The organism is Metapseudomonas phytobenefica (assembly GCF_043392685.1).
Taxonomy (GTDB): Bacteria; Pseudomonadota; Gammaproteobacteria; order Pseudomonadales; family Pseudomonadaceae; genus Metapseudomonas.
Genome location: NZ_JBHZGM010000002.1, coordinates 216,252 through 238,426, shown reverse-complemented (window position 1 = coordinate 238,426; position 22,175 = coordinate 216,252). Strand labels below are relative to the sequence as shown.

Annotated in this window: 18 protein-coding genes; 11 read left to right on the top strand and 7 right to left on the bottom strand. The window is 65.3% G+C overall.

Translation table 11 applies throughout. From position 1 onward, the window contains the following. Positions 1 to 71 precede the first annotated feature (71 nt). Positions 72 to 1,067 carry a GTP 3',8-cyclase MoaA gene (moaA, locus tag ACFW0B_RS03195; protein WP_449146508.1) on the bottom strand — a complete coding sequence of 332 codons (996 nt, stop codon included), beginning with the start codon at positions 1,065 to 1,067 and terminating at the stop codon, positions 72 to 74. Between the two features lie 201 nt (positions 1,068 to 1,268). On the opposite strand from moaA, the gene ACFW0B_RS03190 reads away from it, so the two are divergent. After that, positions 1,269 to 1,898 carry a TetR/AcrR family transcriptional regulator gene (locus ACFW0B_RS03190; protein WP_449146507.1) on the top strand — a complete coding sequence of 210 codons (630 nt, stop codon included), beginning with the start codon at positions 1,269 to 1,271 and terminating at the stop codon, positions 1,896 to 1,898. Positions 1,899 to 2,018: 120 nt separating this feature from the next. Here ACFW0B_RS03190 and ACFW0B_RS03185 read toward each other — a convergent pair whose 3' ends face one another. Continuing rightward, a complete protein-coding gene (locus ACFW0B_RS03185) occupies positions 2,019 to 2,456 on the bottom strand; it encodes a GlcG/HbpS family heme-binding protein (RefSeq protein WP_449146506.1) in 438 nt (145 codons plus the stop codon). 362 nt (positions 2,457 to 2,818) lie between these two features. On the opposite strand from ACFW0B_RS03185, the gene gcl reads away from it, so the two are divergent. The 6 genes from gcl to ACFW0B_RS03155 all read left to right on the top strand — a co-directional run bounded on the left by gcl (position 2,819) and on the right by ACFW0B_RS03155 (position 10,378). After that, positions 2,819 to 4,594: a glyoxylate carboligase gene (gene gcl, locus ACFW0B_RS03180; protein WP_449146505.1), complete on the top strand. Its 1,776-nt coding sequence runs from the start codon at positions 2,819 to 2,821 to the stop codon at positions 4,592 to 4,594. A gap of 92 nt (positions 4,595 to 4,686) precedes the next feature. Then, positions 4,687 to 5,469, top strand: a complete 783-nt coding sequence (gene hyi / locus ACFW0B_RS03175; RefSeq protein WP_449146504.1) for a hydroxypyruvate isomerase — start codon at positions 4,687 to 4,689, stop codon at positions 5,467 to 5,469. Between the two features lie 16 nt (positions 5,470 to 5,485). After that, positions 5,486 to 6,376, top strand: coding sequence for a 2-hydroxy-3-oxopropionate reductase (locus ACFW0B_RS03170; RefSeq protein WP_449146503.1), 891 nt, complete (start codon positions 5,486 to 5,488; stop codon positions 6,374 to 6,376). A gap of 260 nt (positions 6,377 to 6,636) precedes the next feature. Then, positions 6,637 to 7,911, top strand: a complete 1,275-nt coding sequence (locus ACFW0B_RS03165; protein WP_449146502.1) for a glycerate kinase type-2 family protein — start codon at positions 6,637 to 6,639, stop codon at positions 7,909 to 7,911. Then, the gene (gene pyk / locus ACFW0B_RS03160; RefSeq protein WP_449146501.1) at positions 7,908 to 9,323 is read left to right on the top strand and encodes a pyruvate kinase; all 1,416 of its coding nucleotides are present in this window, start codon (positions 7,908 to 7,910) and stop codon (positions 9,321 to 9,323) included. The genes ACFW0B_RS03165 and pyk overlap by 4 nt, the downstream gene beginning before the upstream one ends. 146 nt (positions 9,324 to 9,469) lie before the next feature. Continuing rightward, the gene (locus ACFW0B_RS03155; protein WP_449146500.1) at positions 9,470 to 10,378 is read left to right on the top strand and encodes an urea transporter; all 909 of its coding nucleotides are present in this window, start codon (positions 9,470 to 9,472) and stop codon (positions 10,376 to 10,378) included. Between the two features lie 101 nt (positions 10,379 to 10,479). Here ACFW0B_RS03155 and ACFW0B_RS03150 read toward each other — a convergent pair whose 3' ends face one another. From ACFW0B_RS03150 to recQ, 5 genes are all read right to left on the bottom strand, one after another. Then, entirely contained in the window at positions 10,480 to 12,618 is a 2,139-nt protein-coding gene (locus ACFW0B_RS03150; RefSeq protein WP_459251681.1) for a FimV/HubP family polar landmark protein, read from the bottom strand. Positions 12,619 to 12,892: 274 nt separating this feature from the next. Beyond that, a complete protein-coding gene (locus ACFW0B_RS03145) occupies positions 12,893 to 14,296 on the bottom strand; it encodes a DHA2 family efflux MFS transporter permease subunit (RefSeq protein ID WP_449146498.1) in 1,404 nt (467 codons plus the stop codon). Further along, positions 14,296 to 14,730, bottom strand: coding sequence for a MarR family transcriptional regulator (locus ACFW0B_RS03140; protein ID WP_449146497.1), 435 nt, complete (start codon positions 14,728 to 14,730; stop codon positions 14,296 to 14,298). Before ACFW0B_RS03140 ends, ACFW0B_RS03145 begins: the two co-directional genes overlap by 1 nt. 77 nt (positions 14,731 to 14,807) lie before the next feature. Continuing rightward, complete coding sequence (locus ACFW0B_RS03135) at positions 14,808 to 15,824, bottom strand: DUF2804 domain-containing protein (RefSeq protein WP_449146496.1); 1,017 nt, start codon at positions 15,822 to 15,824, stop codon at positions 14,808 to 14,810. Positions 15,825 to 16,020: 196 nt separating this feature from the next. Next, positions 16,021 to 18,150 carry a DNA helicase RecQ gene (recQ, locus tag ACFW0B_RS03130; RefSeq protein ID WP_449146495.1) on the bottom strand — a complete coding sequence of 710 codons (2,130 nt, stop codon included), beginning with the start codon at positions 18,148 to 18,150 and terminating at the stop codon, positions 16,021 to 16,023. A 137-nt stretch (positions 18,151 to 18,287) separates the two neighbouring features. Here recQ and ACFW0B_RS03125 point away from each other — a divergent pair, with 137 nt between their 5' ends. From ACFW0B_RS03125 to lapD, 4 genes are all read left to right on the top strand, one after another. Beyond that, positions 18,288 to 18,875 carry a UPF0149 family protein gene (locus tag ACFW0B_RS03125; RefSeq protein ID WP_449146494.1) on the top strand — a complete coding sequence of 196 codons (588 nt, stop codon included), beginning with the start codon at positions 18,288 to 18,290 and terminating at the stop codon, positions 18,873 to 18,875. Between the two features lie 11 nt (positions 18,876 to 18,886). Beyond that, positions 18,887 to 19,288 (top strand): YbaN family protein, encoded by a 402-nt coding sequence (locus tag ACFW0B_RS03120; protein WP_449146493.1) that lies wholly within the window; start codon positions 18,887 to 18,889, stop codon positions 19,286 to 19,288. A gap of 66 nt (positions 19,289 to 19,354) precedes the next feature. Then, positions 19,355 to 20,050, top strand: a complete 696-nt coding sequence (gene lapG / locus ACFW0B_RS03115) for a cysteine protease LapG (protein WP_449146492.1) — start codon at positions 19,355 to 19,357, stop codon at positions 20,048 to 20,050. A gap of 3 nt (positions 20,051 to 20,053) precedes the next feature. Beyond that, complete coding sequence (gene lapD, locus ACFW0B_RS03110) at positions 20,054 to 22,000, top strand: cyclic di-GMP receptor LapD (RefSeq protein WP_449146491.1); 1,947 nt, start codon at positions 20,054 to 20,056, stop codon at positions 21,998 to 22,000. Positions 22,001 to 22,175 lie beyond the last annotated feature (175 nt).

Genomic DNA, 22,175 nt, shown 5'->3' with positions numbered 1-22,175 from the left:
CCCTGTCGAAGACAGTAGGTTTCCTACGGCGAGACAGGGCAACGCAGCCAGGGCGGGCCCAGGGATTCCGGTCAGCCGCCGGTCATGCTCATGAAGCGAACCACCTGCACCTGCTGATCCGATTCGAAGAAATGCCGCTCGGGCTTGAGCCTGAGGGCATCGACCAGCGCCGCGCGCAGCCGCTCGCCATCGCCGGGATGGCGCCGGATCAGCGCCTTGAGGTCCAGCGCGCCTTCGTGGCCGAGGCAGAGCACCAGCTTGCCTTCGGCAGTGACGCGCACGCGGTTGCAGTCGCCGCAGAAGTTGCGGCTGTGGGGAGAGATGAAGCCGACCTGGGTCTCGCTGCCGACCACCTGGTAATAGCGCGACGGCCCGCCAGTGCGGTAACTGCTGGGCAACAGCTGGAAGCGCTGCTCCACCCGCTCGCGCACTTCTTCGGAAGTGCACAGGGTGACCTTGCGCTCGTGGCTGGAGACGCTGCCCAGGGGCATTTCCTCGATGAAGCTGATATCCAGCCCACGCTCCACCGCGAAGGCGACGAGGTCCTGCACCTCGTCATCGTTGCGGCCTTTCTGCACCACGGTGTTCAGCTTGATCCGGCGAAAGCCGGCGGCGCGCGCAGCATCGATGCCGGCCAGCACCTGATCGAGACGATCGCGACGGGTGAAGGCGGCGAAACGCTCGCGCTGCAGGGAATCGAGGCTGATGTTCAGTCGGGTGACCCCGGCCTTGCGCAGGTCGGCGGCCATGTGACCGAGCTGGGAACCATTGCTGGTGATGGCCAGATCTTCCAGCTCCTGGCGGGCGCCCAGGCGCGCCAGCAGCGAATTCAGCCCCTTGCGCACCAGCGGCTCGCCGCCGGTGATGCGGATGCGCGTCACGCCGAGACCGATGAAGGCATCAGCGACCGCGTAGAGTTCTTCGAGGCTGAGGATCTGCGCCCGGGGTGCGAAGACCATGTCTTCGCTCATGCAGTAGGTGCAACGGAAGTCGCAGCGGTCGGTGACCGAGAGGCGCAGGTAGGAAATTCGACGCCCGAAGGGGTCGAGCAAGTGGTTGTCTTGCATGGGTGACGTCTGCCGCAACACGCACCGGACAGGGCTCCGATGACATGGACGGATGCCGAATGGAAACAGAATAAAAACTTTTTGTATACAGGAAATTCATCCAGTGGCTCGCTTGAGAGCCCTGCAAAGCGGGTGATAACATGCCCGACCTCTCGCCGGCCGGCCTTCCTGGCGCCCGGGTGAGCCAGACAAGGAGCCGATGTGAGTAGCATTCGCGAGCGCAACAGAGACCTCATCCTGCGCGCGGCCAGCGAGGAGTTCGCCGAAAAAGGGTTCGCCGCCACCAAGACGAGCGACATCGCAGCCAAGGCCGGCCTGCCCAAGCCCAACGTCTACTACTACTTCAAGTCGAAAGAGAACCTCTACCGCGAGGTCCTCGAGAGCATCGTCGAGCCCTTGCTGCAGGCGTCCGCGCCCTTCAACCAGGCCGGCCACCCCTATGAGGTGCTCACCGCCTACATCCGTTCGAAGATCCGCATCTCCCGCGACCTGCCCTACGCCTCCAAGGTGTTCGCCAGCGAGATCATGCACGGCGCCCCGCACCTGTCCAAGGAACAGACCGAGCAGCTCAACCTGCAGGCCAAGCACAACATCGAGTGCATCCAGGGCTGGATCGACCAGGGCCTGATGGCCAGGGTCGACCCCCATCACCTGCTGTTCAGCATCTGGGCGGCAACCCAGACCTACGCCGACTTCGACTGGCAGATCTCCACCGTCACCGGCAAGTCCAGCCTCAGCGATGCCGACTATGACGCCGCGGCAGAAACCATCATCCGCCTGGTGATCAAGGGCTGCGAAGTGGAAGAAAAGGTTTCGGCGAAGAGCGCCTGATACCGGCTACACCGAACCCTACAAAAAGTATTTCGCCCCCACAGGGCCAGCGCCGGCTGGCACAAACCCTGTGGGGGCGAATTCATTCGCTGAGGGCTGCGCAGCAACCCCTATCAGGCGTCAGGCCGCGCCAGCGTCCGCCTTCAGACCGGCCGCTTCTACGGCGCTGACTGCGCACTGCTCGTCGATATCGGACGTATCGCCACTGATGCCAATGGCGCCGATCACGACCCCCTCACCATCACGAATCAGCACACCGCCCGGCGCCGGAACCAGATTGCCGTCGGCCAGGTTGTTCACTGCACCGATGAATGCCGGGCGCTGCTGCGCATCGGCAGCGATCAGGCGCGAGCCCTTGCCCAGGGCCACGGCGCCCCAAGCCTTGCCGATGGCGATCTGCGGACGAAGCATGCTGGCGCCGTCCTGGCGCTGCAGGGCGATCAGGTGTCCGCCGGCATCCAGCACGGCGATGGTCAGCGGTGCGGTGCGCAGCTCCCGACCAACGGCCAGGGCGTGGTTGGAAATGCTCACAGCGGTTTCCAGGGTCAGAGTGGTCATTTTCAAGCGTTCCTCGTGAGTGGTTGAACCTTGTGCGGCGTCGTCCGGGCCAGGGCTGGCGCACTCCTGGATCCACGCGGGCATTTTCCAGCCCGTCCTGCGACGCATCCGAAAAGCTGTAGTTCACTATCCCACCGAACACAAAAAAATCAACATATAGATACAATCATATTATTTTTTGTATACAGTATTCCCGTCACCGCTCTGACCGTCGCTGAAGACCCCCATGAAACGGGCGTTTTAAAAGAGTCGACATCCTGCGACCTTTAGCCCCACAAATGGCCTTGACCCTTCAGTCAGACGATGAATAGAATCCAGCCACGTAGCTTGTATACAATTTTCACAAGAAAGAGGCACAAAACATGGCCAAAATGAGAGCAATCGAGGCTGCCGTCCTGGTGATGCGCCGCGAAGGCATCGACACCGCGTTCGGTATCCCTGGCGCCGCCATCAACCCGCTGTACGCGGCCCTGAACAAGATCGGCGGCATTGACCATGTACTGGCCCGTCACGTCGAAGGCGCCTCGCACATGGCCGAGGGCTACACCCGCACCAACCCGGGCAACATCGGCGTCTGCATCGGTACCTCCGGCCCTGCCGGCACCGACATGGTCACCGGCCTGTACTCGGCATCCGCCGACTCCATCCCGATCCTCTGCATCACCGGCCAGGCTCCGCGTGCACGCCTGCACAAGGAAGACTTCCAGGCCGTCGATATCACCAGCATCGTCAAGCCGGTCACCAAGTGGGCCACCACCGTTCTGGAGCCGGGCCAGGTGCCCTACGCATTCCAGAAGGCCTTCTATGAAATGCGCAGCGGCCGTCCGGGCCCCGTGCTGATCGACCTGCCGTTCGACGTACAGATGGCCGAGATCGAATTCGACATCGACGCCTACCAGCCCCTGCCGGTCCTGAAGCCGTCCGCCAGCCGCACCCAGGCCGAAAAAGCCCTGGCCATGCTGAACGAAGCCGAGCGTCCGCTGATCGTTTCCGGTGGCGGCGTCATCAATGCCGACGCTTCCGCCAAGCTGGTGGAGTTCGCTGAAATCACCGGCGTACCGGTAATCCCGACCCTGATGGGCTGGGGCAGCATTCCTGACGACCACCCGCTGATGGCCGGCATGTGCGGTCTGCAGACCTCGCACCGCTACGGCAACGCCACCATGCTGGAGTCCGACCTGGTATTCGGCATCGGAAACCGCTGGGCCAACCGCCACACCGGTTCCGTCGACGTCTACACCCAGGGCCGTCGCTTCATTCACGTGGACATCGAGCCGACCCAGATCGGTCGCGTGTTCACCCCTGACCTGGGCATCGTTTCCGACGCCAGTTCCGCCCTGGACGCCTTCCTGGAAGTCGCCCGCGAGTGGAAGGCCGCCGGCAAGCTGAAGGACCGCAGCGCCTGGGTCGAATCCTGCCGCGAGCGCAAGCGCACCCTGCAACGCAAGACCCACTTCGACAACGTGCCGGTCAAGCCGCAGCGCGTGTACGAAGAGATGAACGAGTTCTTCGGCAAGGACACCTGCTACGTCAGCACCATCGGTCTGTCGCAGATCGCCGGCGCCCAGTTCCTGCACGTGTACAAGCCGCGCCACTGGATCAACTGTGGCCAGGCGGGCCCGCTGGGCTGGACCGTTCCGGCTGCGCTGGGCGTGGTCAAGGCCGACCCGACCCGTCCGGTCGTGGCGCTATCCGGCGACTATGACTTCCAGTTCATGATCGAAGAGCTGGCCGTGGGCGCGCAGTTCAACCTGCCCTACATCCACGTGCTGGTGAACAACTCCTACCTGGGCCTGATCCGCCAGGCGCAGCGCGGCTTCGAGATCGACTACTGCGTGCAGCTGTCGTTCGAGAACGTCAACGCGCCGGAACTCAACGGCTACGGCGTGGACCACGTCGCAGTGGTCGAAGGCTTGGGCTGCAAGGCGATCCGTGTCTTCGACGCGAACGACCTGCAGGCCGCCTTCGCCAAGGCCAAGCAGCTGATGGAAGAGTTCCGCGTACCGGTAGTGGTCGAGGTCATCCTGGAGCGTGTCACCAACATCTCCATGGGTACCGAGATCAACGCCATCAACGAGTTCGAGGAACTGGCCCAGAGCGGCGCCGACGCTCCGACCGCCATCTCGCTGCTGGATTGATTGCCGTCTTCCCCTCTCCCATTCGTGGTGGGAGAGGGGCTTTCACCTCCCTGCTCCCGTTCGCGGGAGCAGGGAACCAGAAGGAGACATTCATGCCCCGTTTTGCCGCCAACCTGTCCATGCTGTTCACCGAAGTGGACTTCCTGGACCGTTTCGCCGCTGCCGCCGAAGCCGGTTTCAGCGGTGTCGAATACCTCTTCCCCTACGACTTCCCGGTAGAGGAAATCCGCGCCCGCCTGGACGCCAACAACCTGGAGCAGGTGCTGTTCAACCTGCCGGCCGGTGACTGGGGCAAGGGCGAGCGTGGCATCGCCTGCCACCCGGACCGCGTGGAAGAGTTCCGCGCCGGTGTGGACAAGGCCATCGCCTACGCCAAGGTGCTGGGCAATACCCAGATCAACTGCCTGGCCGGTATCCGCCCGCAAGGCTACGACTGCGCGACCATCGAGAACACCTTCGTCGAGAACCTCAAGTTCGCCGCCGAGAAACTCCAGGCCGCCGGTATCAAGCTGGTGATGGAAGCCATCAACACCCGCGACATCCCCGGCTTCTACCTGAATAACACCAAGCAGGCCCTGGCCATCCGCGAAAAGGTGGGCAGCGACAACCTGTTCCTGCAGTACGACATCTACCACATGCAAATCATGGAAGGAGACCTGGCGCGCACCGTCGAGTCCAACCTCGCCGCGATCAACCATGTGCAGCTTGCCGACAACCCGGGCCGCAACGAGCCGGGCACCGGCGAGATCAACTACCGCTTCCTCTTCCAGCACCTGGACCGCATCGGCTATCAGGGCTGGATCGGCTGTGAATACAAGCCGGCCACCACCACCGCTGCCGGCCTGGGCTGGCTGAAAACCCATAACGCCATCTAAGAACGAGGTATTCCACATGGCCAAGATCGGATTCATCGGCACCGGCATCATGGGCAAGCCCATGGCTCAGAACCTGCAGAAAGCCGGCCACACCCTGTTCCTCTCCGAGCACCATGACCCGGCCCCGGCCGATCTGGTTGAAGCCGGCGCCATCGCCCTGGCCAACCCGAAGGAAGTTGCCCAGGAAGCCGAGTTCATCATCGTCATGGTCCCGGACACCCCCCAGGTCGAAGACGTCCTGTTCCGCAAGGACGGCGTAGCCGAAGGCGTTGGCGCCGGCAAAGTCGTGATCGACATGAGCTCCATCTCCCCCACCGCCACCAAGACCTTCGCCGAGAAGATCAAGGCGACCGGCGCTGCCTACCTGGACGCCCCGGTATCCGGTGGCGAAGTCGGTGCCAAGGCCGCGACCCTGAGCATCATGGTCGGTGGCTGCCCGAACGCCTTCGAACGCGCCCTGCCGCTGTTCCAGGCCATGGGCAAGAACATCACCCGCGTAGGTGCCAACGGTGACGGCCAGACCGCCAAGGTGGCCAACCAGATCATCGTCGCCCTGAACATCCAGGCCGTTGCCGAAGCCCTGCTGTTCGCCGCCAAGAACGGCGCCGACCCGGCCAAGGTACGTGAAGCCCTGATGGGCGGTTTCGCCGGCTCCAAGATCCTTGAAGTCCACGGCGAGCGTATGATCAAGGGCACCTTCGATCCGGGCTTCCGCATCAGCCTGCACCAGAAGGACCTGAACCTGGCACTGTCCGGCGCCCGCGAACTGGGCCTGAACCTGCCGAACACCGCCAACGCCCAGCAAGTGTTCAGCACCTGCGCGGCCCTCGGCGGCAGCAACTGGGACCACTCCGCCCTGATCAAGGGCCTGGAGCACATGGCCAACTTCTCGATTCGCGAGGAGTAATGTTTCGTAGGACGGGTTGAGCAGGTCGCCGCCCATCGAGCCGGCAGCTCCCGCGATGGCCAGCGCCCGCTCCCCCCGTCCTGCGATCCTTTTCGACCCTCCTGGTCCGAGGTGACACGGCACCAATGTCCAGGAAGGTCGATTCCAGTCCCGAACCGCTGCGTGCGGCGGTTCGGGACTGAAATCGGCCTTGTACGCCCGGCGATTCCACTCGCCGGCACGCCGCCCCACAAGAAGCATTCGGCCACCTGGAGCCTGCCATGTCCCTCGATCCCAAAGCCTTTCTGCGCGACCTGTTCGCCACCGCCATAGCCGCCGCCCACCCACGCCAGGTTCTGGCCGACCACCTGCCCGCCGACCGCTCCGGCCGCGTCATCGTCATCGGCGCCGGCAAGGCCGCCGCCGCCATGGCTGAAGTGATCGAACGCGAATGGCAGGGCGAGATCTCCGGCCTGGTGGTGACCCGCTATGACCACGGCGCCGACTGCAAGAAGATCGAAGTGGTCGAGGCCGCACATCCCGTGCCCGACGCCGCCGGCCTGGAAACCGCCCAGCGCGTGCTCGAACTGGTGAGCGGCCTGAAGGAGTCCGACCGGGTGATCTTCCTGCTCTCCGGGGGCGGCTCTTCCCTGCTCGCCCTGCCCGCCGAAGGCCTGACCCTCAAGGACAAGCAGGCGATCAACAAGGCCCTGCTGAAATCCGGCGCCTCCATCTCCGAGATGAACTGCGTGCGCAAGCACCTCTCGGCGATCAAGGGCGGCCGCCTGGCCAAGGCCTGCTGGCCCGCCACCGTCTACACCTACGCGATCTCCGACGTGCCCGGCGACGAAGCCACCGTGATCGCCTCCGGCCCCACCGTGGCCGACCCGACCACTTCCGCCGAAGCGCTGGCCATCCTCGCCCGCTACGAGATCGAGGTACCCGCACATGTGCGTGCCTGGCTGCAGGACCCGCGCTCGGAAACCGTCAAGCCAGGTGATCCCTGCCTTTCCCGCAGCCACTTCCAGCTCATCGCAACCCCGCAGCAGTCCCTCGATGCCGCCGCCGAGAAAGTCCGCTCCGCCGGCCTGACCCCGCTGATCCTCGGCGATCTGGAAGGTGAATCCCGCGAGGTGGCCAAGGTCCACGCCGGCATCGCCCGCCAGGTGGTACTGCATGGCCAGCCGATCAAGCCGCCTTGCGTGATCCTCTCCGGCGGCGAGACCACAGTGACCGTTCGCGGCAACGGCCGTGGCGGGCGCAACGCGGAATTCCTGCTGAGCCTGACCAACACCCTGAAGGGCCTGCCGGGCGTCTACGCGCTGGCCGGCGACACCGACGGCATCGACGGCTCGGAAGACAACGCCGGCGCCATCATGACCCCCTGCAGCTACAGCCGTGCCACCAAGCAGGGCCTTTCCTCCAGCGATGAGCTGGACAACAACAACGGATACGGGTATTTCGCCGCCCTCGGCGACCTCATCGTCACCGAACCGACCCGTACCAACGTGAACGACTTCCGCGCCATCCTGATTCTCGAGAGCCCTGAAAAATGACGCCTGACAAGAAAGTAAAAATCCTCGCCACCCTCGGTCCGGCGATCAAAGGCATCGACGACATCCGCCAACTGGTGGAAGCCGGCGTCAACCTGTTCCGCCTGAACTTCAGCCACGGCGAACACGCCGATCACGCCCAGCGCTACCAGTGGGTGCGCGAAGTGGAGCGCCAGCTCAACTACCCCATCGGCATCCTCATGGACCTGCAGGGGCCGAAGCTGCGCGTGGGCCGTTTCGCCGATGGCAAGGTGAATCTGGAGCGCGGCCAGGCCTTCCGCCTGGACCTGGACAACGCCCCGGGTGATGCCCGCCGGGTCAACCTGCCGCACCCGGAAATCATCGAAGCCCTGGAACCGGGCATGAACCTGCTGCTGGACGATGGCCGCCTGCGTCTGCAAGTGACCGCCAAGCATGCCGACGCCGTGGAAACCACCGTGGTAGCTGGCGGCGAGCTGTCCGACCGCAAGGGCGTCAACGTGCCGGAAGCGGTACTGCAGCTGTCCCCGTTGACCGCCAAGGACCGCCGCGACCTGGACTTCGGCCTGGACCTGGGCGTCGACTGGGTGGCCCTGTCCTTCGTGCAGCGCCCGGAAGACATCATCGAAGCCCGCGAGCTGATCAAGGGCCGCGCCTTCCTCATGGCCAAGATCGAGAAGCCCTCGGCCGTGACGCACCTGGAAGAGATCGCCCGTCTTTGCGACGCCATCATGGTTGCCCGTGGTGACCTGGGCGTCGAAGTACCGGCCGAGAACGTGCCGCGCATCCAGAAGGACATCATCCGCACCTGCCGCCAGCTCGGCCGTCCGGTGGTGGTGGCGACCCAGATGCTGGAATCCATGCGTTTCTCCCCGGCGCCGACCCGTGCCGAGGTCACCGACGTGGCCAACGCCGTGGCCGAAGGCACCGACGCGGTGATGCTCTCCGCCGAGACCGCTTCCGGTGACTATCCGCTGGAAACCGTGCAGATGATGAGCAAGATCATCCGCCAGGTGGAAAACGGCCCGGACTTCCAGAGCCAGCTCGACGTGAGCCGCCCGCAAGCCGAAGCCACCGCCTCGGACGCCATCAGCTGCGCCATCCGCCGTATCAGCAGCATCCTGCCGGTGGCCGCCCTGGTGAACTACACCGAGTCCGGCAGTTCCAGCCTGCGCGCCTCCCGCGAGCGCCCGAAGGCACCGATCCTCAGCCTGACGCCGAATCTCAATACCGCGCGTCGCCTGACCGTGGCCTGGGGTATCTATTCGGTCGTCAACGAACGCCTGCACAAGGTCGAGGAAGTCACCAGCACTGCGCTGGAGATCGCCCAGGCCCAGGGTATGGCCAAGCGTGGCGATACCGTGGTGATCACCGCCGGCGTGCCGTTCGGCCAGCCGGGCAGCACCAACAGCCTGCGGATCGAAACCCTGACCTGACGTGAAACACCCGGAGCGACGGGGCTTGAAGAGAACCCGCGCTCCCCGCACCGGCCTCGATGCCGGGCGAGAACAGAAATCCCATCTGGCAATTGCCAGTTATACGGGCGCCCCCTCACCGGGGCGCCTCCTTTTTTCAAGCTGCCATGTACCGACTGCCACTACGACCCGAAGTCCGTAGCTGGGCATCCGCCCAGTTGAACGGCTTCAGCCAGATATTCCTCCAGCGCCACCCCGGTTGCGGTGCGCTGATCCTGCTCGCCATCGCCGTGGGCGCCCCGAACCTGCTGGGCGGCGCCCTGCTGGGTGGCGCCACCGCCTGGCTCACCGCAGTGCGCCGCCGCTACGCCCCCGAAGATATCGAAGCGGGGCTGTACGGCTACAACGGCGTCCTGCTCGGCCTGCTGCTGAGCGTGCGTTTCGAGCCTTCTCTCTACCTGGCACTGCTGATCTTCTGCACCGCCGGCCTTTCCAGCCTGGTGCTCAACGCCCTGCTCAAGGCCTCCCGCCAGCGCAACTGGCTGCCGGCCTACACCTCCCCTTTCGTCGGCCTCGGCTGGCTGATGCTGGCCCTGGGCGGACCACTGGAACTGACACCCGCACCCACTGCCGCCGCTACGCTGCACCCCGACTGGGTCGACACGCCACTGGCGCTGGTGCGTGGCATCGGCCAGGTGATTTTCCTCGACCAGCCCATCGCCGGCGGCCTGGTACTGGCCGCACTGTTCCTGGCCGGCTGGCGGGTGGGGATCTGGGCGCTGCTGGGCTCGGCCACCGCGCTGATCCTGGCGCTGCTCCATGGCATGCCGATGCAAGCGGTGCTGGGTGGACTATTCAGCCTGAATGGCGCCCTGATCGCCCTGGCCCTGGGCAAGGACCTGCGCCGTCCCTGGTGCCCCCTGGCAGGCATCTTCCTCGGCGTGGCCCTGCAACCCGGCTTCGCCGCCATCGGCCTACCCGCCATGACTGCGCCCTTCATTCTTGCCTGCTGGCTGGTACTGGCGGCCAAGCGGATGATGGGACGCTCTCAACCTGCGCGGTCACGGACCTTGTAGGAGCGAGCAGAAACCCGCTCCGTAGCCTGGATGAAATCCGGGCGACAAAACGAAAAAGCCCGGATCAGATCCGGGCTTTTTCATTGGAGGGCTGAATCGCTTCAGGCAATCTTCGCCAGCAGATCGCGCGCTTCCTGCTTCTGCTCATCGTCACCATCGCTGATGACTTCGTTGAGGATGCTGCAGGCCGCCTCGATATTGCCTTGCTCGATGTAGGCCAGAGCCAGGTTGAGCTTGGTGATGTTCTCCTGGCGGGCGTCCAGTTTGTCCAGCTCTTCCAGGCTGACCATCGGGTCCACGAACTCCGCGGTAAGCTCGTCCAGTCCCTCGGCCTGGGCCAGCTCCGGCAGCTCGCCGAACGGGCTCAGGGTGTCGGCATCCAGGGTCAGTTCGAAGACTTCCGGCAGCTCCTGCAGGTTGGCGGGGAAGCCCAGGTCGTCCTCCACCGTCGGGAAGGCCTGGACCACGGTGGCCTTGCGCTTGGGCTCGTCGGTCTTGAAAGGACTGACCTGTTCCCAGTCGGCATCCAGCGGATAGCCGTCGAAGTCCGATTGCAGATCGTCGATGGGTTCGTTGCTCGCCTCGGCCGGGATAGTTTCGTCCAGCTCGAAAACGGGCTCGCTCGACGCTGCCGCCGAACCGAGATCGGCGTAACGGGCAACGATTGCGGCAAGGCGCTCTTGGTCAGCGTGGCGTTCGCGCAGGGCGGCTTCTTCAAGGGTGAAGGCAACCGGATCACGCAGCTCGCCCAGCACTTCCAGCAGGCGGAAACGCAGGTCGACGCGATCGGGCTCCTGGGCAACAGCCGGCTGCAGCACGGCCAGGGCCTCGCGCCAGCGGCCATAGGCGATGTAGATGTTGGCGCCTTCCAGCGCGTCGGGTGCAGCCTTGGCGGCGGGAGCCGAAACCACCTGCAGCGGGGCGGCAGCGGTGACGCTGGCAGCGACAGGCGCCGGTTGCGGCATGACCGGCGCAACCGGCCGTGCTTCCTCGTGACGGTGTTGGAAAGCCACCTTGGCCTTGCCAGCGGTCTGGGCTTCTTCCAGTTCCAGTTCCTGGGCATCACGACGGGAGCGGCGCAACAGCACCCAATCCAGCAGGAACAACAGCAGCAGGCCGGAAACCATGATTGCCCACCAGAACGGGCTGATGCCGGAATTGCTCTCCTGTAGCGGAGCCGGTGCCGGCTGTTCGGCAGCCTGGGCGGCGGGCATCACCACGGGAACTGCGGCGGCCGGCTCGGCCTTCGCCGGTTCGACGACCGGCGCAGCAGTCATCTGCTGGAGCTGGTTGCGCAGCGCGGTCACTTGCTCATCACTGCCGCTCAGCCGCTGCTGCATGGCGTCCAGCTCGGCCTGGAGCTCAGCGAGCTGCTGGCGCAGCGCGGCGCGCTCGGCCTCGCCCTGGGCGATGCTGGAATCCACGCGCTGCTGCGCCTGGGTCAGCTCATCCAGGGCCGGATCGGCAGGTGTTGCGACAGCGGGGACCGGCGTTGAGGTTGGGGTTGGTGCTGCGCTCTGTGCGACCGCTGCCGGGGCAGTGGCCTGGACGGCGCCATCGGGCAGCAGCAGGGATTCCCCGGCACGCAGACGGTTGATGTCACCCCCCGAGAATGCCTGGGGATTGAGAGTGTAGATGCCTTCCAGCATCTGCTGCTGGGTCATGCCACTCCCGACGCTCAGGCGCTTGGCGATCAGCCAGAGGCTGTCGCCTCGTACAACCTCATAGCGCTTGCCCTGGGTCGCGGCTGGCGCCGGCTTGGGCTGTACCGGGGCAATGCTCGCGGCTGCGACCGCGGTAGCCCGGGCCGGGCTGACCGGTGCGGCGATCGGGGTGAATGCCGAACCGGGCGGATCCAGCAGCAGGGTGTATTCGCGCAGCAGCTTGCCGTTGGGGCGGGCGACTTCGACGATGAAATTCAGGTAAGGCTCGCGGACCGGCTTGCTGGACACCACGCGGATACGGCTGGCGGAACCACGGATGACCGGGCTGAAGCGCAGGTCGTTGAGAAAGAGGAAGCGATCGACGCCAGCACGCTCGAAATCTTCGGCGGATGCCAGGCGGATCTTGATCTCGCTGTCGTTGAGGTCACCGACCTCCAGCAACTCGATCTCGGCATCCAGTGGCTGGTTGAGAGCGGAGTGCAAGGTAATTTCGCCTAGCCCCAACGCTGGTACCAGGCCCGAGTAAAGTGCAGAGCCGGATGCAAGCGTCAAAAGGAGCTTGTGAACCCTTGCCATATGTCCTCCCCGATCATCCGCATTCAATCACGCATCTGGCTCCTGATGTCCCGCCCGGGCACCCTTGAAGCGACGTGAATTACGTTGACCTTAAAAAAACAATGATAGTGGTGTGGAGCTCCTTATCCATCCCACTCGAGACCTGCACCTCCGGGCCTCTGCTCCCTGGTCCGGTGTAATGGCAGCTGGCCACAAACGTCTCGTGTAGCTTACTCCACTATAGGAAAGATTTCGCTAGGGGCTTGACAAAATTTTCATCGTGCAACCTGCACGCTCAGCGCCTTGCAGGACGCACGCCCCAAGCCGGCACGACAGCCATCAGGAAGAGTAACCCAACCAGCCAGAAGCTCTGCTCGAACGCCAGTATTTCGGCTGCGGCATCGCCACCACCCGCAGCATGGCGCCACTCGATGAAGAAGGTCAGCAGGTTGACGCCGAAAGCCCCACCCAACTGACGAACGAACGTGATGGCACCAGCTCCCAGCGCCAGCTCTTCCGAACTGAGAACGTCCAGTGCCCCCGTGCTCATCGCCGGCAGGAGCAACCCGAGCCCCAGCCGGCCGACGCAGGCCCAGCCGCAGAGCGCCAGGAATGAAGCCCCCTGCCCCACCAACCCCAGGGCCACCGACGACAGCGCGAACACCAGAAGGCCGAACACCAGCATGGAAGCTGCCGACAGACGGTCACTCGCCCAGCCACCGATAAAGGACGCCACCCCCAGTACCACGCCGGTCGGCAGCAGCAGCAGACCCGCTCGTCCGGCGCTGTAGCCCTCGACCGTCTGCAGGTAGAGCGGGATCAGGTAGGTGGAGCCATAGAGCCCGAGTCCGAGCGCCAGGGCGACCCAGCTCGCCTTGCGAAACGCGGCATGGCGCCAGAGCTGCAGCGGCAGCAGGGGGCGTTCGCAAGCGCGGCTACGGCGCAAGAAGGCCAAGGCGCATCCCACGCCAAGCAATCCCGGCAGCCATGCGCTGCTCGCCAGCCAACCGAAACGCTGGGCCTCGGCCAGGGCACCCAGCAGGGCGAACAGGGCGACGCTGAGGAGGATGAAGGCCGGCAGGTCGACGCCTGGCGTATTGCGGTCGCGCACGCTGGGCATCAGCCATTGGGCGCCGATCAGTGCCAGGAGACAGAGCGGCAGGGGCAGCCAGAACACCGCGCCCCAGCCGAAATGGTCGATCAGGTAGCCACCGATGGTCGGCCCGAGAGTCGGCGCCACCATGATACCGAGCCCGTAGATACCCAGGGCCAGGCCTCGACCGCCTTCGGAATAGACGCGGAAAATCAGCACCATCGCCAGCGGCTGGATGATGCCGGCGCAGGCCCCCATGACGATGCGCAGGGCGATCAGTTGCCAGGCCGATGTGGCCACCAGGGCCAGGAGCGATGCCAGGCCGAACAGGCCGAGCCCGAATTGCACCGTGCGCCGTGCGCCCAGTCGTGCCTGGCACCAGGCGGCCAGCAACAGGCCGGCCGTCATGGCGGCGAGAAATCCCGTGGACAGCCATTGCGCCAGCGGCCGGCCGATGTCGAAGTCGGCCATGATCGCCGGCAATGCGACGTTGATACTGGTGGAGGCGAGGATCATCGCCATGCTGCCGAGCATCAGCAGGCCCAGCAGCAATTGCGGATAGCGGGCTCCGAAGCGCTGGTGAAGCGCCTCCAGGTCCTGCCCCATCAGAGGCGTTCCAGGTTCGCCAGAATCCGCGCATGAACCTGCTGGCAGCGGCGCAGCTCTTCTTCATCGATACCGGCGAAGAGCTCCTGGCGCAGTTGGCTGGATATGGCTTCGATCTTTTCGATCAGGGGACGGGCCGGCGGGCACAGGGCGATCTTCTTCGCCCGGCGATCCTCGACTACGGCCATACGCTGGATCAGGCCTTGCGCTTCGAGGCTGTCCAGCAGACGGGCCAGGGTCGGGCCTTCGACGCCGACGCTCTTGGCCAGCTCGCGCTGGGTGGGCAAGTCCTCGAAACGGGACAGGTGCAACAAGACCAGCCAGCGGGCCTGGGACAGCCCCATGCCGGCCAGGCGGCGGTCGAGTTCGGCGCGCCATGCACGGGACATCTGGGCGAGTTGCATGGCGAAACGGTGTTGATCGGGGTAGGACATCGAAATTGACTCGGACTTCTTATACTAATAATTAGCGAGCTAATCATAGCCGCAAGCCACGAGCAAGTCCCCCCGCCCTACCACTTGACGTACTGGTCCTCGACAAAGCCCCACATCCTGTCGATCTGCAGCGGCGCACGGCCCACTGGGCGCAGGGTGCCACTGAAGCGACCGAATACCTGCTTGAAGTTACTCGCAATGATGCCGAGATTCAGGCGCTCCTCATGCAGGCCCTCGCCGATGAAGCTCAGCTCCACCTGGCCGTCATGGGAAGCGACGCTCCAGGTCCTCAGCGGCTGGTCGCGGTCGAAGGCGAAACGCACCGTATCGACCTTGATCAGCTCCCCATCCAACCAGAAACAGTTTTCGGTGAAGCTGGTCTCGTTCACTCCGCAGGACAGGTTCAACCCGACCCGCAACCCGTCAGCCGGGCCGGACAGGCAGGCCCAGTTCCAGTTGGTTTCCGGGCGCATGTAGCCCGCGGACCAGTCGTGATGGGCGAAGGCGCCGATTTGTGCGAGATCGAAGTTGCCCAGGGCGCTGCGCACCTGGCCGCGACAGGCGACCCCTGCCACCTTCTGCGCGTACACCCAGCCATTCACCGCCGTCGGCGTGCAGATGCACATGGGCTGGAACGCCGGCTCCCGCTCGCTGAACGACGCATCGATGCGGGTGCCGTCATCCAGTTCCACCCGCAGACGCTTTTCGCCGGTATCAGCACAGTTTTCCAGGCGCAGCAGGTTGCGACCCTGGCGCAATTCGCAGATGCCCACGTCCGGCGCCTGCGAGAACGACGTGCCCAGGCCCAGCGGCAGCTTGAACTGGCGCTCGATCATGCGCCCACTGGCCGGATGGAAGAGGTAGACGAAGCCGACGCCCACCAGGCTCAGGTTGGCCAGGGCGCAGCCGCCGATCAGTTCGTTGCCGAGCAGGCCGAAGTACTGGAACTGGTGGAAGCGCCGCCACTTGGCCAATGCCCCCAGGCGGCGCCCCATGGGTGAGCGGAAGTCGAAGTCGCGGTAGTTGATGAGGCCCGGTGCAGCGGGAAATATGCCGTAGCGGGGCTGGCCGTCAGCCTGGATCAGCTTGTCCATGCGAATCGCTCGATGCGGGAGGAGCGGCGATGCTAACACCGGCCAAGGCCCCGGACAGTCACGGCGCGCGCCATCCGGAGCGACGAATCGGGTCCTGCATGAAAAGTCGCAGCAGGCCCCGCAGGGCCAACACCCACCAGCGCGTCTCACGGCTGAGCAGATAGAAATCAACCTCGACGAAGCTGGCGGTGTCGGATCAGGCCTCGAACTCCGCCTGCAGCGCCGCACGTACGCAATGCAGCACCCCGTCGGGCACACGGCCGGCGAACAGCGCGGCCACCTCGGCCACGGGCGGCAGTTCGCCCTCGCCGTCGAGGAAGGCGTCCTGGATCTCGCCCAGCAACTCTTCCGGCAGGTCCAGCGCCTGCTCCAGGCTCAGCTGCTGGTTGCCAATGGTCTCGGCCAGCAGGCTGTAGACGTTCTTCTCGCTGCAATTGAGCTGACGGGCGATCTGCGTCGGCGTCATGCCCGCACGGGCCAGGCTCACCAGTTCATGGCGCAGGTCGCTGACGGCACGCGGCGCTTCTCCGGCAGCGTTGCCGTTGAGCACTTCGAGGAAGGCTTCGCCGTAACGCTCCAGCTTGCGCGCGCCCACGCCGCTGACCCGGGCCATTTCGGAAAGGCTGCGCGGCTTGCTGCGGAGCATTTCCAGCAGGGTCGCGTCGGGGAAGATGACGTAGGGCGGCACGCTGTGCTCTTCCGCCAGTTTGCGGCGCAGCGTACGCAAGGCTTCCCACTGCTCGCGCTCTTCGCCGCGCACCAACTGGCTGGCGGCGCTGGCGGTGGGCTTGGGTGCCTTGGTCGAAAGGTCCCGGCGCAACTCCAGTTGCACCTCGCCACGCAGCAGCGGGCGGCAGGCCTCGGTCAGGCGCAGGCCGCCGAAGCCTTCCAGGTCGACATCGGCCAGGCCGCGGGCCACCAACTGGCGGTAGAGGGTGCGCCAATCGCCTTCGGAAAGGTTCTTGCCCATGCCGAACACCGAGAGGTGCTGGTGGCCGGCGGAGCGCACCTTCTCGTTGTCCCTTCCGAGCAACAGATCCACCAGATGGCCGACGCCGTAGCGCTGGCCGCTGCGGTGAATGGCCGAGAGCGCCAGACGCGCGGGCTCGGTGGCGTCCCAGGTCTGTACGCCGTCGGTGCAGATATCGCAGTGGCCGCAGGGCTGCGACAGCTCTTCGTCGAAATAGGCCAACAGCGCCTGCCGGCGGCAGCGGGTTTCCTCGCAGAGAGACAGCATCGCGTCGAGCTTGTGCTGTTCGATGCGCTTGTGGCGCTCGTCACCTTCGGAGTTGCTCAGCATCTGCTTGAGCAGCAGCACGTCCTGCAGCCCGTAGGCCATCCAGGCGTCGGCTGGCAGGCCGTCGCGGCCGGCACGGCCGGTTTCCTGGTAATAGGCTTCGAGGGACTTGGGCAGGTCCAGGTGAGCCACGAAGCGCACGTTGGGCTTGTCGATGCCCATGCCGAAGGCGATGGTGGCGACCATGATCAACCCTTCCTCATTGAGGAAGCGCTTCTGGTGGAAGGCCCGCAGGTCGTTGGACAGGCCGGCGTGGTACGGCAGCGCCGGGAACCCCTGCTCGGAAAGGAAGGCCGCCACCTCCTCGACCTTCTTGCGCGACATGCAATAGACGATGCCCGCATCGCCACGTCGCTCGGCGAGGAAGCCCAGCAGCTGTTTACGCGGCTGATCCTTCGCGACGATGCGATAGAAGATGTTCGGGCGGTCGAAGCTGGAGAGGAAACGCTCGGCGTTCTGCAGGTGCAGGCGCTGCACCATTTCTTCGCGGGTCCGCATGTCGGCGGTGGCGGTCAGCGCCATGCGCGGCACGTTGGGGAAGAGTTCGGCCAACTGGCCCAGTTGCAGGTACTCGGGGCGGAAGTCGTGGCCCCACTGGGACACGCAGTGGGCCTCATCGATGGCGAACAGGCCGATCTGCAGCCGCTGGAGGAAGGCCAGCATGCGCGGTTGCACCAGGCGTTCCGGCGCGAGATAGAGCAGCTTGATCTCACCCTGGCGCAGACGCTCGGCGATCTCCCGCTGGGCATCCGCCGACAGCGTGGAATTCAGTGCAACCGCCGGAACGCCCAGCTCGTCCAGGGTGGCGACCTGGTCCTCCATCAGCGCAATCAGCGGCGAAACCACCACCGTCAGGCCCTCGCGCAGCAGCGCCGGCACCTGGTAGCAGAGCGACTTGCCGCCGCCTGTGGGCATCAGCACCAGGGCATCGCCACCCGAGGCTACACGTTCGATGATCGCGGCCTGGTTGCCGCGGAAAGCGTCGTAGCCGAATACGTCTTTGAGGATGCGCAGTGCCTGGTCGAGCATGGGGGTCTCCGGAACAAGCCGCGCATTATACGTCAGCCGCACCGGCAAATTGGCCACGCCTATCGCCCGCGCCTTTTGCCGCGGCCCTCGCACTCGACTAGAATTCAGCGTCGTTTATTCCTCAAGGTAGTCCCACGATGTCCTTCGCTGAGCAACTGTCCCGCCTGCAAGCCTTTCTCGACGCCGATGACCTGCACGAAGAGGCTTTGGACTATGTGGCCACCCATGGCTACCTGAGCGCCCTGTCGATCTGCCCGGACCAGGTGCCCGAGCGCGAATGGATCGACGCCCTGTTCTCCGAGCCGCCGCACTACCGCAGCGACGCCGAGCGCGAAGAGATCGAATCCACCCTGCTCGCCCTCAAGGCCCACATTGGCCGTCAACTGGCCAGCGACGAAGACCCCGAGCTGCCCTGCGACCTGGACCTGGGCGAGGACCCGGACGATTCCGACCTGCGCGGCTGGTGCATCGGCTTCATGGAAGGCGTGTTCCTGCGTGAGGAAACCTGGTTCGAGAACGCCGAAGAGGAAGTCAGCGAACTGCTGCTGCCGATCATGGTGGGCTCCGGCCTGTTCGACGAGCAGCCCGAATTCGCCGAGATCGCCCGGGACCGCGACCTGGTGGACGAAATGGTCGAACAGATCCCCGAGCTGCTGACCGCACTGTTCCTGCTCTGCAACGCACCAGAAGAAAAACCCGCGCTGCTCAAACCCCGCCACCACTAAGGCCGGCGCGCATGGCGCACCGCGATATCCAGCAGCAGCGCCACCCGGCGCTGCGCATGATCCTCCTGATCATCGGCTGGCTCAGCGTCATCCTGGGCGTGATCGGCATCTTCGTGCCGGTCCTGCCCACCACCCCCTTCCTGCTGCTCGCCGCGGCCTGCTTCGTGCGCAGCTCGCGGCGTTTCTACCTCTGGCTGGTGGAACACCCCAAGCTCGGCCACTGGATCCGCGACTATCTGGACGGCGAGGGCATTCCTCTCAAGGGCAAGGTCTACGCCCTGGTACTGATGTGGGCCAGCATCACCCTCTCCTGCTTCCTCGTGCCCCTGCCCTGGGCCCGTGGCTTCATGCTCACCAGCGCCGTACTGGTGAGCATCTATATCCTTCGCCAGAAGACCCTGCGCAGCGACTGAAACCCGCTGCCGGCAAAACTCCGATTCCCGCCTAGACTCTGAGCATCCGGGGCGGAGAGACGGCGAATGCGGCAACGATGGGCGGCAAAGGGACTGCGGCAACCCTCGTGGCTGGTTTGGCAGGGCGGCTGCCTGCTCGCCGGCCTGCTGCTCTGCCTGGCCAGCGTGCTGGCCAACTGGGATTTCGACCTGATCCTGCAGAACGCCACCAAACGCTATGGCGACCTCGGTCCTGCCAAGGGCCGCATCCTCGCCTGGAGCGAACTGATCCAGACCAGCATCGACCTGCCCGAAAGCCAGAAGCTCACGACGGTCAACCGTTTCTTCAACCGCCAGCTGCGCTTCACCGACGACATCCGCACCTGGCGCGAAAACGACTACTGGGCCACGCCCGTCGAGGCCCTGGTCAAGGGAGCCGGCGACTGCGAGGACTACTCCATCGCCAAGTACTTCACCCTGCGCCGGCTCGGCATCCCCGCCGAGAAGCTGCGCATCACCTACGTCAAGGCCCTGCGCCAGAACCAGGCGCACATGGTCCTCACCTACTACAAGACGCCCACCGCCGACCCGCTGGTGCTGGACAACCTGATCGGCGAGATACGTCCGGCGTCGCAGCGCAACGACCTCCTGCCGGTGTACGCCTTCAATGCCGAAGGCCTCTACACCGGCGCCAAGCGCGCCGGGGACACCAAGAAACTGTCGCGCTGGCAGGACCTGCTGAAAAAAATGAGAGCCGAAGGCTTCGCCATTGGAGAGGGTTAGCCCATGTCGTTACTCAAGCAACTGTTCCTGGCCATCTGCCTGCTGCTCGCGCTGGCCTTCGCCGGCAGCTTCATCGCGGGCGTGGAAAGTTCCCGCGAGCAGTTGCTCAGCCAGTTGCGCTCCCACGCCCAGGACGCCGCCACCGCCCTCGGTCTGTCCATGACGCCCCACGTGGACGACCCGGCGATGATCGAGTTGATGGTCAGCTCCATCTTCGACAGCGGCTACTTCGCCAGCATCCGCGTGGTGCGCATCCCCGATGGCGGCGTGATCGCCGAACGCAGCACCACCACCAGCAGTGAACAGGTGCCGGGCTGGTTCGCCCGTCTGGTCAACCTGCAACCCCAGGGCGGCGACGCGCTGATCATGCGCGGCTGGCAGCAGGCCGCGCGCGTGGAGGTGCTCAGCCATCCGCAGTTCGCCCTGGCCAAGCTCTGGGACAGTGCCATCGGCAGCCTCGCCTGGCTGCTGCTCTGCGGCGTGGTCAGCGCCCTGGTCGGCGCCTGGCTGCTGCGCACGCAACTGCGCCCCCTGGACAACATGGTGCAGCAGGCCGAAGCCATCAGCCGCCGCGAATTCCTCGCCCTGCCCAAGGTTCCGCGTACCCCGGAACTGCGCCGCGTGGTGCTGGCCATGAACCAGATGGTGGACAAGCTGCGCAACCTCTTCGCGGAAGAAGCCGCGCGCAGCGAACGCCTGCGCGAAGAGGCCTACCAGGACAGCCTCACCGGCCTTGCCAACCGGCGCCAGTTCGATATCCGCCTGGCCAACCAACTGGTGCCCAACGACCAGAACGCCGCCGGCTACCTCCTGTTGTTGCGGGTCAACGACCTCGGCGGACTCAACCAGCGCCTCGGCGGCCAGCGCACCGACGCGCTGATCCGCGAAATCGGAGAAATCCTCGGCAACCTGGTGCAGAAAAGGGGCAATCCCGACTGGCTGGCATCGCGCAGCCGCGGCGGCGAGTTCGCCCTGCTCTGCCCCGGTGTCACCGGGGAAGATGCCGAACAGCTGGCTGCCGACCTTGCCAGTCAACTGGAAAACCTGCATGCCACCGGCGCCAGTGACCGCAGCCCGGTCGCCCTGCTCGGCATCGCCGCCTACCGGCCGGGCGAAGACATCCACCGGGTCATGAGCCGCGCCGACCAGGCCCTGGCCCAGGCGGCGCAAGGCAGCGACCGCCCCTGGGTACGCCTGGACGACTTCGACGCCGCGCCGGGCCAGAGCCTGCACGACTGGCGCGCCTGGATCGACGATGCGCTGAACCAGGGCAAGCTGCGCCTGTTCTTCCAGCCGGTGAGCCTGTGCGCCAACACCGCCGAAACCCTGCACCACAAGGTACTGGCGCGCCTGCTCGATCCCCAGGGTGAAGCGGTCCCCGCCGGGCGATTCCTGCCCTGGATCGATCGCTTGGGCTGGTCCGCACGCTTCGACCTGGCGATGCTCGAGCACTGCCTGGCACACCTGCAGCAATCGCCATCGCCCATCGCCCTCAGCCTGTCCGCCACCAGCCTGCGCCCGGGCGAACAGCGCGAGCGCCTGCTCGCCCTGCTCAAGGCCCATCCCCAGCAGGCGCAGCTGCTCACCCTGGAACTGGACGAACGCCACCTGCCGCCGGCCAGCGAACTCGGGCCGCTTTGCCAGGCGATCCGTGAAACCGGCTATGGCGTCGGCCTGCAACACTTCGGTGGCCGCTTCAGCCTGATCGGCAACCTCGCCCACCTGGGCCTTGCCTACCTGAAGATCGACGGCACCTACATCCGCGCCATCGACCAGGAAAGCGACAAGCGCCTGTTCATCGAGGCCCTGTTCCGCGCCACCAACAGCATCGACCTGCCGCTGATCGCGGAGATGGTGGAATCCCAGGGTGAACTGGATGTGCTTCGGGAACTGGGCATCCGGGGCGCCATGGGCCGCCTGATTGGCGCTCCGGCGCCATGGCATGGATGAAACGGTGCTGCCCTCTCCCCAACCCCGCTTTGCGCCCCGCAGTCGGGAGAGGGGGCTATTCGTGCAGGCCTTCAGGCCCGTGCACTCCCTGTGGGGGCGAATCCATTCGCCAAGCAGGCCGAAGGCCTGCCCCTGGGAAGCCCAGCCAGCTCCGGCCGCCCTCTCCCCAACCCTC